Source organism: Desulfovibrio intestinivivus (assembly GCF_053570665.1).
Genome location: NZ_JBRBQT010000001.1, coordinates 2,777,105 through 2,792,378 on the forward strand (window position 1 = coordinate 2,777,105; position 15,274 = coordinate 2,792,378).

12 protein-coding genes and 2 tRNA genes are annotated in these 15,274 nt (G+C 53.5%); 11 read left to right on the forward strand and 3 right to left on the reverse strand.

The annotated features are described in order from the left end of the window. Positions 1–27 precede the first annotated feature (27 nt). The 8 genes from ACUZ9P_RS11920 (at position 28) to ACUZ9P_RS11955 (ending at position 10,239) form a co-directional block, all read left to right on the forward strand. Positions 28–2,007: a vWA domain-containing protein gene (locus ACUZ9P_RS11920; RefSeq protein WP_449249869.1), complete on the forward strand. Its 1,980-nt coding sequence runs from the start codon at positions 28–30 to the stop codon at positions 2,005–2,007. A 198-nt stretch (positions 2,008–2,205) separates the two neighbouring features. Then, positions 2,206–3,021, forward strand: coding sequence for an ABC transporter ATP-binding protein (locus tag ACUZ9P_RS11925; RefSeq protein WP_449249870.1), 816 nt, complete (start codon positions 2,206–2,208; stop codon positions 3,019–3,021). Positions 3,022–3,023: 2 nt separating this feature from the next. Next, positions 3,024–4,283: an FtsX-like permease family protein gene (locus tag ACUZ9P_RS11930; protein ID WP_449249871.1), complete on the forward strand. Its 1,260-nt coding sequence runs from the start codon at positions 3,024–3,026 to the stop codon at positions 4,281–4,283. Beyond that, positions 4,273–5,988: an SUMF1/EgtB/PvdO family nonheme iron enzyme gene (locus ACUZ9P_RS11935; RefSeq protein WP_449249872.1), complete on the forward strand. Its 1,716-nt coding sequence runs from the start codon at positions 4,273–4,275 to the stop codon at positions 5,986–5,988. The genes ACUZ9P_RS11930 and ACUZ9P_RS11935 overlap by 11 nt, the downstream gene beginning before the upstream one ends. Positions 5,989–6,005: 17 nt before the next feature. Continuing rightward, the gene (locus ACUZ9P_RS11940; RefSeq protein ID WP_209817353.1) at positions 6,006–6,911 is read left to right on the forward strand and encodes an NAD(P)-dependent oxidoreductase; all 906 of its coding nucleotides are present in this window, start codon (positions 6,006–6,008) and stop codon (positions 6,909–6,911) included. A gap of 116 nt (positions 6,912–7,027) precedes the next feature. Beyond that, on the forward strand, positions 7,028–9,055 hold the full coding sequence (locus tag ACUZ9P_RS11945) for an alpha-amylase family glycosyl hydrolase (RefSeq protein WP_449249873.1): 2,028 nt from the start codon (positions 7,028–7,030) through the stop codon (positions 9,053–9,055). A gap of 54 nt (positions 9,056–9,109) precedes the next feature. Continuing rightward, positions 9,110–9,186, forward strand: a tRNA-Pro gene (locus ACUZ9P_RS11950). A 162-nt stretch (positions 9,187–9,348) separates the two neighbouring features. Beyond that, the gene (locus tag ACUZ9P_RS11955; protein ID WP_449249874.1) at positions 9,349–10,239 is read left to right on the forward strand and encodes a hypothetical protein; all 891 of its coding nucleotides are present in this window, start codon (positions 9,349–9,351) and stop codon (positions 10,237–10,239) included. A gap of 291 nt (positions 10,240–10,530) precedes the next feature. Here ACUZ9P_RS11955 and ACUZ9P_RS11960 read toward each other — a convergent pair whose 3' ends face one another. Both ACUZ9P_RS11960 and ACUZ9P_RS11965 read right to left on the reverse strand, forming a co-directional pair. Further along, positions 10,531–11,211, reverse strand: coding sequence for an outer membrane protein (locus tag ACUZ9P_RS11960; protein ID WP_298993786.1), 681 nt, complete (start codon positions 11,209–11,211; stop codon positions 10,531–10,533). A 240-nt stretch (positions 11,212–11,451) separates the two neighbouring features. Further along, positions 11,452–11,528: transfer RNA gene (locus ACUZ9P_RS11965), tRNA-Pro, on the reverse strand. Between the two features lie 224 nt (positions 11,529–11,752). Between ACUZ9P_RS11965 and ACUZ9P_RS11970 the strand changes: the two genes are divergently transcribed. The 3 genes from ACUZ9P_RS11970 to ACUZ9P_RS11980 all read left to right on the forward strand — a co-directional run bounded on the left by ACUZ9P_RS11970 (position 11,753) and on the right by ACUZ9P_RS11980 (position 13,223). Further along, the gene (locus ACUZ9P_RS11970; RefSeq protein ID WP_449249875.1) at positions 11,753–11,944 is read left to right on the forward strand and encodes a DUF488 family protein; all 192 of its coding nucleotides are present in this window, start codon (positions 11,753–11,755) and stop codon (positions 11,942–11,944) included. A 57-nt stretch (positions 11,945–12,001) separates the two neighbouring features. Beyond that, positions 12,002–13,000, forward strand: a complete 999-nt coding sequence (locus tag ACUZ9P_RS11975; protein WP_449249876.1) for a hypothetical protein — start codon at positions 12,002–12,004, stop codon at positions 12,998–13,000. A 73-nt stretch (positions 13,001–13,073) separates the two neighbouring features. Beyond that, entirely contained in the window at positions 13,074–13,223 is a 150-nt protein-coding gene (locus ACUZ9P_RS11980; protein WP_449249877.1) for a hypothetical protein, read from the forward strand. Positions 13,224–13,287: 64 nt separating this feature from the next. Here ACUZ9P_RS11980 and ACUZ9P_RS11985 read toward each other — a convergent pair whose 3' ends face one another. Further along, complete coding sequence (locus tag ACUZ9P_RS11985; protein ID WP_449249878.1) at positions 13,288–14,913, reverse strand: diguanylate cyclase; 1,626 nt, start codon at positions 14,911–14,913, stop codon at positions 13,288–13,290. Positions 14,914–15,274: the final 361 nt, after the last annotated feature.

The following is a 15,274-nucleotide window of genomic DNA, read 5'->3' on the forward strand; positions in this document are numbered from 1 at the left end:
ATTGCTGTATTCCGCGAGGAGTTCACTATGCATTGCATGCCCATGTTTCGCCGTTGCTGCCTTGTAGCCCTGCTGGTGCTGGGCCTTGGCGTCTGCCTTGCTGGCACTGTTTCCACCTCTTCTGCCGCGCCCCTGTTGCAGCAGGGTAAAAAAACGCTGTTCCAGCGGGTGGTCAGCCATCCCGGCGCGGCCCTGCTGGCCGAGCCAAAAGCCGATGGCGCGGTGGTGCGCAAAAGCGTGGTGCCCTTTACGGTTATGTACGTCTATGACCGCAAGGACGCGTACCTTCAGGTTGGCGCTTCCACCGCGCAGCCCGAGGGCTGGATGGAAGCCGCCAAGGCTACGGACTGGAACCAGTCGCTCACCCTGCTGTTCACGCCCCGCACCGGGCGCGATCCTGTGCTGTTTTTCAAGACGGAAACTGGCTTGAACGAACTTTGCGCCGCACCAGACATGGAAAAAAGGCTTGATGCCCTTGAAGCACAGGCCGCAAGCCTGCGCCAGAGCAACCAGCCCGCGCCGGAAACCATGCCCGTCCTTGCCAGCGAACCGACGGACACGCAGGGCGCAGTGTCTGAAAAGCGCTTTTATCTCATGCCCATACTGGACATGAAAGACCCCTTTGACGGCGTCAAGTTTCTGCGGGTAGCTTCCATCGACCCAGGCAACGGCAAGAACAAGGACGGCAAGAGCGGCCCGCCCAAGACCGGCATTGCCCTTGTCATCGACACCACCATTTCCATGAAACCCTATATCGACCAGAGCCTGAATGTGGTTCGGCAGATATACGACAAGATTGAAAAAGACCACATGACCGACAACGTGGGCTTTGCCGTTGTGGCCTTTCGCAGCAGCACCAAGGCTACGCCCGGTCTGGAATACACCACCGAAGTTGTGAGCGATTTTGCCACGGCAAAAGACCGCAAAAGCCTTGAAGAAAAGCTTTCAAAAGTGCAGGAAGCCAAGGTTTCCAGCCACGATTTCAACGAGGATTCGCTGGCTGGCGTGTACAAGGCCGTTGAGGGTCTGAACTGGGGCGACTATTCCTCGCGCCTTATCCTGCTGATCACCGATGCAGGCCCGCTCAAAAGCGGCGACAAGTTTGCCTCGGTGGCAATGGGCCCAAACGAAGTCAACGATTTTGCCCGCCAGAAGGGCATCTGGATTACCGCCCTGCACCTCAAAAGTCCCGGCGGCAACGCCAACCACGCCTATGCGGAGCAGAGCTACCGCGCGCTGAGCAAGCTTTCGGGCAACCGTTCCAACTATCTGGTGGTGTCTGCGCCCACGCCTGCCAAGGGTGCGGAGCAGTTTGCCGCCATCACCAAGACTCTGGCAACTGGCATGCTCGATATGGTCAAGAACACCGCCGAAGGCAAGATCATGACCAAGCCCAAGGACGAAAAGCCGCAGACTGCCTCGGCGGAGGATCAGGCCGCCAATCTGGCAGCGACCCTCGGCTATGCCATGCAGCTTGAATACCTTGGCAAGACGCGTGAAAACGCCGCGCCTTCCGTGGTTAACTCCTGGATTGCAGACATGGATCTGAGCCAGCTTGCCAAAAGCAGGCAGACTCCCAGTGTTGACGTGGCCGTGCTGCTGACCAAGAACCAGCTCAACGATCTGAGCGCCCAGCTCAAGGCCATTATCGACAATGCCGAGCGCACCAAAAAGACTGACGCGCGCGACTTTTTCCAGGGTGTGCTTTCTGCTTCCACCCGCATGGCCCGCGACCCCAACATGCCCACACAGGGCAAGAATCTGGCCGAGCTTGGCGTGCTTTCAGAATTTCTGGACGGCCTGCCCTACAAGAGCGACGTCATGCTGCTGCGCGAGGAAGACTGGTACCGCATGAGCGTGGGCGAACAGACGGCCTTTATCAACCGCCTCAAATCCCGGCTTGCCCGGTATGAGGAATATGACCGCGACCGCGCCAACTGGGAAAGCTTCGGTCAGCCAAACCCCGGCGACTGGGTTTACCGTGTGCCGCTGAGCATGCTGCCCTAAGGCTTTTTGTCCCCTGCCCGCGTCAGGTGGCCTTTTTATTTAGGTCGAGTAGCAACAGCGTACACGCCCTTGATAAAAGGCTCCCTTCCTTGGCAGGGAACACAATTTCTCATAGTTTTTGCCCCAACGGGCACGGCAATGGGTCAGCAGACCGGCAACAGCAAAAGCCTGCGGCACGCCGTAATGCTGGGAGTTTTAATGTCCGACATGGTTTTCAGCCTGCGCAATATTGGCAAAACCCGTCCCGGTGACGAAGGCTTTCGCCTGCGCATCGAGCAGCTTGACGTGCCGCGTGGCAGTCTGCTGGCTCTGGTTGGCCCCAGCGGTTGCGGCAAAAGCACGGCACTGGATATGCTGGCATGCGCCCTCAGCCCGGATATGACGCCCGAGGGCTTTGCCCTGCCGCACACTCCCGCCGGGTCACGGCAAGACGACCTGCCCCATCCCGCCAGTGCCGCCGCCAGTTTTATGTTCAGCCCGCAGGCCGGTGCCACCACGGATATTCTGGCCGCGTGGCGCAGTGGCGGCACCGATGCTCTGGCCCTGCTGCGTCTGCACTATCTTGGCTATGTGCTGCAAACAGGCGGGCTGCTGCCTTTTTTAAGCGCGCGCGAAAATATCGTGCTTCGCTGCAAGAGCCTTGGCACCCTTGCCGCGCGGCAGGAGGCCATCACAACCGTGGTTGACCGGCTTGGCATCGGGCACTTGCTGGGGCATTACCCGGCAACGCTCTCCGTGGGCGAACGCCAGCGGGTCGCCATAGCTTCGGCGCTGGCGCACGGGCCATCGGTGGTACTGGCGGACGAACCAACTGCTGCGCTTGATCCTGGTCATGCGGCCAACGTGCTGCGGCTTTTTGCGGAGTTGGCGCGCCAGTTAAGCATCACAGTGGTCATGGTCACGCACAACCTTGAGCAGGCGCGTCAGGCCGGATTTGTGCTCGCGCCGGTACGTGTGGAACAGGACAAGGGCGGCAGCGCGTCCATCCTCCACTGGACAGGGAGGGCGGCCTGATCATGGCGGCGAATACCTGGACAACCATGCTGCGGCTGGCCTGCAAGGACTACTGGCACGAATTTCTGCTCTCGGCCTGCGCCGTGCTGGGGCTGGCAGCTGTGCTCACTCCCCTGCTGGTGCTCTACGGCGTAAAATTCGGCGTGGTGCAAACCCTCACCGAACGGTTGCGCAACGATCCCCGCAATCTTGAAATTTCACCCGTCATAAGCGGCAGATACACGCCAGAATATCTTGCCAAACTGGCAGCCCATCCGGATGTGGCCTTTGTGCTGCCGCGTACGCGCTCCATTGCCGCCACCATGGATCTGAGCGTGGGCAATGGCGATGCCCGCTCTGTGCTGGTGGCCTCGCTGGAGCCAACAGCCGAGGGCGACCCCCTGTTGCTGCGCTTTGACGCTGCGGTGCCGACCATGCCGCAATCGCCCGACACGGAAGCCATTGGCGTAACCCTGTCGGCATCTGCGGCGGAAAAGCTGCATCTTAAACAGGGCGACACCCTTAATGGAAAGGTTGAACGGCGCTTTCAGGGCAAGGTGCAGACTGCCCGCGTGGCCCTGCGCGTGGCGGCAGTGCTGCCCCTTGCCGCTCAGCAAAAGGATGTGGCCTACGTGCCGCTGCCTCTCATGGAAGCTACGGAAGACTACCGCGATGGTCGCGCCGTGCCGGAGCTGGGCGCGCAGAATGGCTGGACTGGCGAACCCCGCCCTCAGGGCGAGCGCGTCTATCCCGGATTCCGCCTGTATGCCCGCGGCCTTGACCATGTCATGCCACTGCGGGAGGCCTTTGCCGCCCAAAAACTTGATGTGTACACCCATGCGGAAGAAATCGAGCAGGTTACGGCGCTTGCGCGCGCCCTCAACCTGATATTTGCCCTCATATGCGCAGCAACAGGCATTGGTTTTCTGGCGTCCACCGCCAGCAACGTACTGGCTGGCATCAAACGCAAGGAGCGCATCCTCGGCCTGCTGCGGCTCCACGGCTTCACCACGGGCAAGCTCATGCTGTTTCCGCTGGCGCAATCGTTGCTCACAGCCCTTGCGGGTACGGCCCTGGCCTCCGGCGTGTACGGGGTGGCGGCCTTTGCCATCAACAGACTCTTCAGCGCCAGCGTTATCGGCATGGAGCAGGTATGCCTCCTGCTGCCAGAGCATTTTGCGCTGGCCTTTGCCGCAGTTTCGGGGCTTGCCCTGCTGGCCGCCCTTGCCCCTGCTTTGCGGGCTGCCCGCGTTGAACCCTCGGAGGTTATCCGTGAAATCTGATCTGCGCATCCGCAATTTCGCGCCCTTGCAGTGGAGTTTTGCCGCCGCTGTGTGCTGCGCCCTGCTCCTTGCCCCCTGCGCCTCGCAATCCGTGCTTGCGGCCCTGGCCCGCAAGGCCGATGTGAGTACGGCTGACGCCTATAATCCCAAACCGGCGGATAACGACATCATCCTGCCCATGCCCTGCGGCCTGAGCATGGTTTTCAAGCTGGTGGCAGTGCCCGCCAAAGGCTTGCTGTGGGATATGCCCATGCGCCCCGGTGTGGACGACAGCGCCCATCAGGATCGAGCCTTCTACGACCGGCGCTACAATACCGCGCTTTCCGGGGCTTTTACGCTTGAAGACCTGCCCGCCGCCTGGCGCAAACAGGCTCCGCAGGGGCAGAACTACTTTTACCTTGTGGCTAAGTACGAAGTCAGCAACCTGCAATGGCATGCCGTGATGGACAATGCCTGCCCGGATACGGCAAACCCTGGCGCAGAAGCGGCCCGCCCCGCTACAGATATGAGCTGGTACGATGCCGTGGACTTTACCCGCCGTTACACCACATGGCTTTTGCAGAACGCGCCCGATTCGCTGCCGCGCTTTGCTGGCGACCAGCGCAACGTAGGCTTTGTGCGCCTGCCCACAGAAACGGAATGGGAATACGCCGCGCGCGGCGGGCAGACTGCTGGCAGCCAGCTGCTGTTGCAGGAGGATTTTTTTGCCCTGCCCACCGGGGAGAGCAAGGCCGACTACGCCGTTTACAGGCCGGAGCAAGGCGCAAGGGCCGAGGGCATGGCAAACATAGGTTCGCGCAAGCCCAATCCGCTTGGCATTTACGACACCGCTGGCAATGCGGCGGAAATGGTGCTGGATGCCTTTCGCTTTTCAATGGCTGGGCGTTTGCACGGCTCTGCTGGCGGTTTTGTGCGCAAGGGCGGCTCCTTCCTCTCTGGCGATGCGGAGATTCTGCCTGGCCGCAGGGAAGAAATGCCCTTTTTTCTCACAGACGGCCCCGCACACGCCCGCGATCTGGGCTTTCGCCCTGTGATATCGGGTATCAACACTCCCGGCGGCGGGCGTCCGCAGGAACTGACCGCAGAATGGAACAAGGCTGGTGAAAAACTGGCCCCGCTGGCGCAGGACGGCCAGACCGCCCGTAATCCTCTTGATGAACTCGACCGCCTGCTGGCGGCAGCGCCGGATGAGGCATCCCGCAAGAATCTTCAGGATCTGCGCAATACCATCAAGGAAAACAATATCATGCTGGAACGCCAGAAGCAGCTTGAAGCGCAATCGCTGCTGCGTACCGGCGTATATATGATCGAAACCATAAGAAATTACTCCAGCAGACGTAACAGTTTGAAAACGCAAATCGAAAGTATGGAGCGTGAAAAGGCTTCCGCCAAGGGTGCGGCCCTTGAAAAGCTCAAGCAGATATTGGATACTGCCAACCGGGGCCTTGTGATGCTTGATACGAGCATTGAAAAGTCCCTCACCTTCTACCGCAGCAAGGTAGAAGAAAGCGCGTTGCTTGCTCCCGAAGTTCTTGCCGCCGCAGATGCATCCCTTGCAAAAGATTTCAGCGGCAATGACCCCTTCAATGAGAACATGCATCGAAACCTTGAACTGTATCGGCTCCACGTGGACGCGGTGCGCAAAAACAAAACCGTTTCGCGCGAGGCCATGCAGAAAGCAATTCTTGAACGCCGTTTTCAGTAGACAAAAGGAGAGAATCAATGGCTGACAAAATGCGTATTGGCTGGATTGGCACGGGTGTTATGGGCCTTTCGATGGCTGGACACCTTCAGGCAGCCGGCTGGCCGCTGACCGTATATAACCGCACCAAGGCCAAAACCGAACCCCTACTCGCCAAGGGCGCCAAGTGGGCCGACACCCCCCGCGCCGTGGCCGAAGCCTCTGACGTGGTCTTTACCATTGTGGGCTACCCCCATGATGTGGAAGAAGTGACGCTGGGCGAAAACGGCGTGCTGCGCGGCCTGGCCGCTGGCGGCATTGTGTGCGACATGAGCACCTCCAGCCCCGTGCTGGCCGAGCGCATTGCCGCTGCCGCCAAAAAGCAGGGCTGCGAATCACTGGACGCCCCTGTTACCGGCGGCGATGTGGGCGCGCGCGATGCCAAGCTCTCCATCTTTGTGGGCGGCGACAACGCGGCTTACGAGCGCGTACTGCCCTGCTTCAACAAGATGGGCACCAACATTTTGCACTGCGGCGGCGCTGGCTTTGGTCAGAAGGGCAAGCTTGCCAATCAGGCCGCCATCGCTGGCGTGATGATCAGCACCTGCGAATCCTTCCTCTTTGCGCAGGAAGCAGGCCTTGACGTCGCCAAGTGGATGGAACTTGTGGTTGCCGGTTCCGGCGGCAGCTTTGCCATGAACACCCTTGGCCGCCGCATGCTCAAGGGCGACTTTGCCCCCGGCTTCTTCATCGACCACTTCATCAAGGATCTGGGCCTCTGCCTTGACGAATGCCGCCGCATGAAACTTGTGCTGCCCGGCATCACCCTGGCTGACCAGCTTTACCGCATCCTGCAGGCCAAGGGCCAGGGCAGCAAGGGCACTCAGGCTCTGGTGGAATGCCTTGCCGAACTTTCGGCCAAGGATTGGCGCGCCTGCTGCAAATAACTGACGCTTCCGGGCCAGCAATGGCCCTTGTGCCCGTCCGGCTTCCGGGCCGGACGGGCAATGCATGACGAGCCTGCGCCCGCCACTTTCGGGCAACCATAAACAGGAGATCCGCCATGCCTTCCGCTTCTCCCGGCAGTCCGTTGGATGACCCGGCCCTGGAGCAGTACCGCCCCTTCATTCAACGCCGCACCCAAGCCTGTATGGCAGAAATTGAGCGCATACGCACCCTCTACGGTTCGCTGAGCGCCTACGCTGGTCAGCACCTCACCTTTGGCGCTCACCGCCTCACAACGCCCGCAGGCAACATCTGGCGCTGGCGCGAATACATGCCCAATGCCGAAAGCCTGTGGCTCACCACCGACAAACTGAACTTTCAGCGCCACGCCAAATACCGCTTTGAGCGCTGTGCAGACGGCATTTTTGAACTGGAACTGCCCGGCGATGCCCTGCAACACGGCACCTACGTGGAGTTGCGGCTGGTTCCCGCGCATGCGCAGGACGCGCAGCACCCCGGCAAGGCCCTCAAGCGCGTGCCAGCCTTTGCCAACTGGGTGGAACAGAACGCGGCTGTGCCGGAGCAATGGTGCGCCCGCCTGTGGCTGCCGAATGAACCCTACCGCTTCAAGCATCACCGCCCTGCCCGGCAGGCCTTTCCACGTATTTACGAGGCTCATGTGGGCATGGCGCAATCAGCGCAGGCGCACAAGGGCGACAGCGTGGGCAGCTATGCGGATTTTTGCCGCGACATCCTGCCCCACATCAAGGCTTGCGGCTACACGGCGGTACAGCTCATGGGCATACTGGAGCACCCGCTGTACAAATCCTTTGGCTATCAGGTGGGCAGCTATTTTGCGCCGTCCTCGCGCTACGGCACCCCGGACGGCTTTAAGGAGCTTGTGGACACCGCGCACGGCCTGGGGCTTGCGGTGATACTTGATGTGCCCCACGGCCACGCCAGCGCCAACACGGAGCAAGGGCTGGCGCAGTACGATGGCAGCAGGTATTTTTTTACCGAGCAGCAAAACCAGTGGGGAACGCCATCCTTTGACTTCAGTCAGGAGGCAACGCGGCGTTTTCTGCTCTCCAACTGCCGCTACTGGCTGGAAAAATTCCACGTGGACGGTTTCCGCTTTGATGCCGTGGGCAACATGCTCTATGCGGATTTTGGCGAGGATGACGACTTTTCTCATGTGGGGCGCTGCTTTTACGGCAAAAACGGCCTGCCCCGCGCAGATGTGAACGGGGAGCTGTATCTCAACCTTGCCAATGCCCTCACGCATGAGCTTGCCCCATCAGCCATGACCATTGCCGAAGAATTTTCCGGCATGCCGGGGCTGACCTGCCCGCCGGAGCAAGGCGGCCTTGGCTTTGATTACCGCTTTGCCATGGGTATTCCCGATTACTGGGCCAAGTGCATTGAAGAGCCGCGCGACATGGGCAGCCTGTGGTATGAAATGACCAACCATCGGCCCTACGACCGCACAATCAGCTATGTGGAATGCCACGACCAGCACATCAACGGCAGCGATGCCATGATCTGGCGGTTGCTGGGCGATGCCATGTATGGCCATATGGGCAACAAGGCCGAGAGCTGGAACATATCGCGCGGGCTGGCCTTTTATCGGCTCATGCGGCTTATAACGCTGGCAACGGCAGATGCGGGCTACCTGAACTTTATGGGTTGCGAATTCGGGCATCCCGAATGGCTGGATGCGGGAAAAAAAGCGCACCGTCAATGGCGGCTGGCGGACGACCCGGGGCTGAAATATCACTCCCTGGCCTCATGGGACAGGCAGATGCTCGCCCTTGTGCAAAGCCACCTTGAGGACTTTGCACAGCCGCCCATGTTCCGCTTTATACATGAAGAAAAACGCCTGCTGGCCTTTGAACGCGGGCAACTGCTCTTTGCCTTCAACTTTCACGAGCTTGAGGCACAAAAGGGCCTGCGTTTTGCTGTAAGCCCCGGCAAGTATGCGGAGCTGCTTTCGTCTGACGAAATCCGCTTTGCCGGGCATGGTAATCTGGCAGTAAAAAGCCCGCCAACAGAGCATTTTACTGCTCCCCTGCCGGGTCGGTATGAGGGGGATATCACCCTGTATCTTCCGCCGCTTGTGGGATTAGTCTTAAAAAACGCAAAATAATGTTGCAAAAATGTTGACAGGCAGGGCTGTTCCGCGTAGTTACTCTTTTCGCGTCGGGATGTAGCGCAGCCTGGGAGCGCACTTGAATGGGGTTCAAGGGGTCGAAGGTTCAAATCCTTTCATCCCGACCAGAGATTTGAAGGGAATTCATGGAAACATGGATTCCCTTTTCTCGTTTGTGGCTTTTTTTACAAACCCTAGTATGGCACGAAATGATTTTAGAAATTATCAGGGGGTTGCCATTTTGAAGAAATGATATTTAACTAGGTACAAAATCAGCATAAGGTAAAGTGATGGATATTATATATCATTATGATTCAGAATTTCATTTTTTGTTAGGCTACACGAATGAGCAGCGCCAAGACGGTGTGCCAATACCAGCACACTCCACTTTAATAGAGCCACCTCAGTTTTTGGAGGGGCAAATCCCTGTTTTTGACACTGAAAATCAGTTATGGAAAATAGTTGAGGATACTTTTTGGCGTCCAACATTTGAAATGCAGCCTAGTCTTCAGTCTGAAGCCTGCGATATTAGCACACCCTATGAGATAGTAATGCCAATGTCGGCTTTTATGAAGACTTCAACTAAATCTATTAGCTGCTTATTAAATGGGTCACTTTTTACTATTTCTCTTTTTGAACATGTTGCCATGCTAAACACTGCATGTGTAAAAGCATATGAAAATTTATCATCTACGTTAAAAGATATATCTTCGTCATATATTAAAGTTGCAAATTTTAACTTTCCGTTAAATTATATTGAATATAAAAATTCTGTACACAATTCAATATATATAATGAGATCAATTTGTGACTTGCTGGTAATGTCAATTTCGCTTGAATTATATAAAAATGACATTTGGAAGGATAAAAAATTTTCGACGGATTGCATTGGAAAAATTTTAAATGCAAGGAGTGATAAAGAAAAAAATATAAAAGACCATATAATAAAAAACGATTCTGACTTAGTTTTTTTAGAAAGAATTAATAATATTAGTAATGGATTAAAACATTCTTTTTTAAACTGTGAAAGTGGACAACAGATGATTAGTGATTATCCAATTATAAATGTTTACTATGCTCATTATAATAATTTCGGAGGACAAAATATAATTACATACAGAGAATATATAAACATACTCATGATTCACATGGAGAATTTTTTACATAATGTTTTTCAGTAAATGAATAAATTTTTTGTAATTGCAGCACAATGGCGCTGGATAGCGCCAAGTGACTTCTAAGTAAAATGGAATGTTCGGCAATTGAAGAGTTTGAATATTCGTCATCCCCTAATCCACTCTACGACATTCCCAGGCTGCACTTTTTATGGCAACGATTAGAGCTAATTGATAAAAAAAATTGTAAATCACAATTCAGATTTTTACCTCAAGAGCGATGATGCCCCGGCCATAAAAAGGGCCGGAGAAATCCCCGGCCCACTAATCGAGCTGACAGCTTGTCGTTTCCTATACCTAGAACGTAAAGCGCAGGCCAAGGCTGAATTCATTGGCATACGGAGTATTGCCGATGGAGACCTTGTTGTCGTCAACGCGCTTGCTGATGTCGGTATAGCCCAGCCCCACAAAGCGGTAGGCCAGATCTGCCGAGATGTTTTCCGTAAAGGCATAGGAACAGCCCGCGCCGAGATTCCATGCAAAAACGGTATCATACTGCGTCAGGCTGCCGGAATCCCCATCGCCGTCAACATCTGCAGTGTACTTGGTCTTGATGAATCCCATGCCAAGGCCGCCGCCGAGGTAAGGAGTAAAAGCCGTGGAGTTGTGGAAGTCCCAATATGCGTTGGCAAACAGCGTCTGCACGCCCCACTCGCCCTTAAACGAGGCCGTTCCGCCATTTACCTTCTGATCCCAGGTCTTGGTCATATTGCTTCGTATCGCGTATTCCAGTTCTGTACGCATGGGCACCTGAAACTGCGGGTAAAAGTCGTACCCCACAAAAATGCCGCCCCCAACGGTGTTTTGCGAATACTGACCTACGCCAAGCCCCTTCACATCCCCGCTCAAAGAGAACGGGCCAGTGCTCTGAATGGAATCAATAAATTTTAGACCGCCATAAACGCCGGTGTTTTCCGCAGCCGCAGGAGCCGCGAGTGCCAGGGACAGAACCAATGCAAGCATAAGACGCTTAAACATGATGACCCTCCTTGGTTTTGCCAAAAAAAACAGGTTTGTTTTCTGCATATTCCTTTTTTTTCTTGACGACAACAGTCAGGCAACTGTTTTTGGCACAAATTATGCTTGGTGAGATAAAAAAGACAGATTTTTTAAACTTACAGGCAGGGGAATCTGGTTTTTTGTCGATAGAAAGCGGAAAAACAGCCGTTAGAAACGAGAAAAGGGAATTCATGTTTCCATGAATTCCCTTTAAATCTCTGGTCGGGATGAAAGGATTTGAACCTTCGACCCCTTGAACCCCATTCAAGTGCGCTCCCAGGCTGCGCTACATCCCGACGCGAAAGGTGTATCTACGCGGAACTGCCGAGCCTGTCAACTTATATAATCATTCCAAGATTTTTCCTTTAAGCGGGCGCTACACGGCGCAAATCCGCGGCACACGAGATAATCTCCCTACCATATCTCCCAATGCGGGCCGCCGTGCTTAAACCTCTTTCCATCCATCTGATTGCGGGCGAAGAAATCTGCCGGGTAAGTCACTCGGCTATTTTGACTTGCATTGTCCCTCACGCTGCGCAATTTTAGAAAAGCCGCCCCGGCTGCTGTTGCGCAACTGCAAACCATCCTTCGCCAGAATCCGACAGTGATACTGCTCTACGCCGCAAAAGCTACAGAAATGAATAATGCCGTGGCGTTGAAAGAATATATTGAAGATATTTTTCATGTGATACGCAATATAATGAAGCTATAATAATATTAAAAATTACTGATTTTTCCATATTATTACCGTAAAAGGATGGTTTACATTATGAATACAGAAGATCAAGAAAAACTATTAAAAAGTATAACTTCTGCATTACATGAAATATTCAACAATACTAATCTTCATGAACCACAACTGGTGGCAAACCTAGTTTGGCATCTTCCTCACTATCTGAACAGCACACTTCTTTCCCATGGCAATTTCATCAAAACTGGTGGCGTATTTATACACGCGCATCCATTTGTTAAGATCGATCATTTCCCGGATAAAACTCAAAACTATGTTGAACTAGGCGATCTTTTACTATTGCGAACAGCATATCGTAATGGGCAGCTATGTGATCGCCGTGCAATCCTTTTACAAGCCAAGAAGATTGGCGGCATTCCGGCACTTCCAGACAACATAAATCAGCACCATCTTTATGCGAATTGGCCCATATTTGAATACGTACGCTCATCCAGGCACTTGAACGGACAACTACGCCACTTGCGGGGGCCTGATTTATACAACGCAACAAAATATTTACTGATCGGCAATGAAGACGCAGAAAATTACCGCATTTGCTGTAACTATTATGGCTGTGAACCGGCAATAATTTGCAGTTGTCTTCAGCCAATTTTGACAGCACATCCATCTGCACCTCAGCTTTCACATTATTACTGTTTTGCCCGCGAGTTGCTTGATTTCATTCTTGGAAACTCTGGTAAACCGTACAGCACGGAAGTGCACCATGCTGAAACTGGTTGGAATATGGTCATTAAGGACCTAACAAGCTGTATTGGTCTGCATTACTCTAAATTTATGAGTAGAGCATCACGGGATGCTTCCAGAGCACGCAGTGCTGGCAGCAATACCTTTTTTGTGTCTGGCAAAGCCGAAAAGCAATCCATATTGTCAAAGATAGGGGTGATGCCAGAGGGGGACAGCTCTTTTGGCCGTGATGTTCCACCAGATGTGCCTGACAGAGAATACATTGGTGACTATGACGATGATGGTGGAATTTCTGCACTAGAGTTTACGGTTCATATGGAAGGAACGGAATAATGCCCGGTGTACCAATGAAACAGCGCAGGCTGCGTGGAACGACCAGTAATGGCATTAGGAAGGATTGCATGCCATGTTGAAGCCCTCAACAAACTTATTCGGAAAATCAGCGGCAAAAATTGCCAGCCATCTGGCGCGTACGGCACAAAGAAAAGAAAGATGGCAGGCCTTGCGCACGATTCTGCACAAAGGCTCCCTGCCACCATCTATCGCTCAAGGCTAACAGATAACCGCTTTTGCGGGCTGTTACTGATTTATATGTAACATGGCATGATGCGGTCGCCGCTTCAGGCTGCAACTACCACGGCATCACGCCCCGCTTCCTTGGCAGCATACAGGGCTTTATCTGCGCGGATCAGCATGACGGCCAGCGCCGCCTCGGCGGATTCTGGCGATTCCACCATGTCTGTCATATCTGCGCATACCGCCACGCCAATGCTTATTGTTACCGTGAGCTTGCTGCCTTCGTGGAACGAGGGGTTCGCTCCCACCGCTTGCCGTATGCGGTGGGCAAGCTCTTCGCCTTGCCGGGCATCCGTACAGGCAACAAGAACCACAAACTCCTCGCCTCCATAGCGCACTAGAAGGTCCGCACTGCGCACGCTGGCATTGATTATCCGCGCAGTGTGCTGCAACACCATATCGCCCGCATTGTGCCCAAAGGTGTCGTTGATAGTTTTAAAGTGGTCGATATCAAGCATCAGGCAAGCGCACTGCTGGCCTGATGAATGCGTTTTTTTAAGAAATTCCGTACCCATAACCTGCAAAAAACGACGGTTATGCAGGCCTGTCAGCGCGTCTTTCAGGCTCACGGCCTCGGCCTTTTTAATCTGCCTGGCGACCCTGAAACTCATTACGGTAAACGCATCAAACAGAATTTTGAGTTCGCTGGGCATATCTTTCTGGTCACACAATTGCCCTGTTGCCTCATAATTATTTTTACGCAGCTCAAGCGCATAGGCCGTCAGCTCCTCAAGCGGAGCTTCAATGCTGCGACAAAAGCGCCGCATGAGTGGCATCATGAACAATATGGCGCACAGCGATCCAAGGCCGACAAAAATTGTAAGCCAGCGGTACCCTGTCAGAATTTCGTCTACTGACCGAAAATACACCAGCCGCCAACCACCACTCCCAACAGCAACGGAAGCGCCGAGCATGCGCACGCCCTGATCGTTCACAAATACCTGACCATATTCATCAAGTTGCATAAGCTGCAAGGGAATTTGCTTTGCTGCATCGTCTGCGTTGCTTGCAACCACCCTGTGGGGGGCGAGTATGTTTCCCTGCGCATCGCACAGTATCAGCCCCTGCTTGTCCGGCACAAAAGATCCGCGCAGCCATGCGTCAAGCTCGCCCACGAGAATGGACAAAAATACGACTCCGTCAAATTCCCCAGCCTGATTAGTCACTGGCATTGAAAACATGCACACGGGCTTGCCAGAAACACGCCCTTTGATTCCTGTAGTAATTGCACGGCGGCCCATCATTGCTTGTTTAAAGTAATACCTGTCGCCCCCGTACAAACCAGGTTTGCCCATAGAGTCAATTTCTGAAATGCCCTGCGCATTAACAAATACCGCTGCTGCAATGCCTGTGTGGCTTTCATCGTAATCGCTAAATTCTTTTGCAGCACTCTTCATATCTGATCTGTGCGCTTTAATAATTTTTGTCAAAAATGAAACATCCTGAAAGCACACGTCCACATAAGCTTCAATTGTATTTTTATTTTGGCCCAGAGTTTCAGCAAGTTGCTTTTTTTCATGCTCGATAAGGCGTTCTTGCTGAAAGAAAATAAAAAAAAGAGCCGCAATGATAATTGGAATGCAGACAATGGCAATAGTATAAGCGCGGATACGCCCCCTGATCGTATCAAACCGAAAAATATTCATAAGCTTATGTCTGTTCATGACCATCTCACTAACTGCTATATTTTACTTTTTTGCCTGTCTGAAATCATAAGCAATATCTGTTCCAGTACATTTTTGTTTCCTGTCAAAATATTGGTAACAAACCACATATCTTGTGCATACGATAAATAATAATGAAAAGGAGATAGTTTTTCAGAATACAAGCAGTGTGGTAAATCATTATATTTATGCTGGATAAAACTATAGAAAATGTCTTGAAACATGGTACATGGCAATTACTTGAGACCGTTCCAAGGGTATTCACTTATCGGATAAATTTTTTTCATGTTTATGCCGGATCATACATTTCAAGAAAATAGTGAGTTCAAAAAGATTATTGAGCGCATCTGCTCCTCAAAATACTATA

What these genes read in the sequence shown, in the direction of transcription:
- ACUZ9P_RS11945 (WP_449249873.1), top strand. Translation starts at nt 7,028, where the DNA reads ATGCCTTCCGCTTCTCCCGGCAGTCCGTTGGATGACCCGGCCCTGGAG.
- ACUZ9P_RS11925 (WP_449249870.1), top strand. Translation starts at nt 2,206, where the DNA reads ATGTCCGACATGGTTTTCAGCCTGCGCAATATTGGCAAAACCCGTCCC.
- ACUZ9P_RS11930 (WP_449249871.1), top strand. Translation starts at nt 3,024, where the DNA reads ATGGCGGCGAATACCTGGACAACCATGCTGCGGCTGGCCTGCAAGGAC.
- ACUZ9P_RS11985 (WP_449249878.1), bottom strand. Translation starts at nt 14,913, where the DNA reads ATGGTCATGAACAGACATAAGCTTATGAATATTTTTCGGTTTGATACG.
- ACUZ9P_RS11975 (WP_449249876.1), top strand. Translation starts at nt 12,002, where the DNA reads ATGAATACAGAAGATCAAGAAAAACTATTAAAAAGTATAACTTCTGCA.
- ACUZ9P_RS11955 (WP_449249874.1), top strand. Translation starts at nt 9,349, where the DNA reads ATGGATATTATATATCATTATGATTCAGAATTTCATTTTTTGTTAGGC.
- ACUZ9P_RS11920 (WP_449249869.1), top strand. Translation starts at nt 28, where the DNA reads ATGCATTGCATGCCCATGTTTCGCCGTTGCTGCCTTGTAGCCCTGCTG.
- ACUZ9P_RS11980 (WP_449249877.1), top strand. Translation starts at nt 13,074, where the DNA reads ATGTTGAAGCCCTCAACAAACTTATTCGGAAAATCAGCGGCAAAAATT.
- ACUZ9P_RS11940 (WP_209817353.1), top strand. Translation starts at nt 6,006, where the DNA reads ATGGCTGACAAAATGCGTATTGGCTGGATTGGCACGGGTGTTATGGGC.
- ACUZ9P_RS11960 (WP_298993786.1), bottom strand. Translation starts at nt 11,211, where the DNA reads ATGTTTAAGCGTCTTATGCTTGCATTGGTTCTGTCCCTGGCACTCGCG.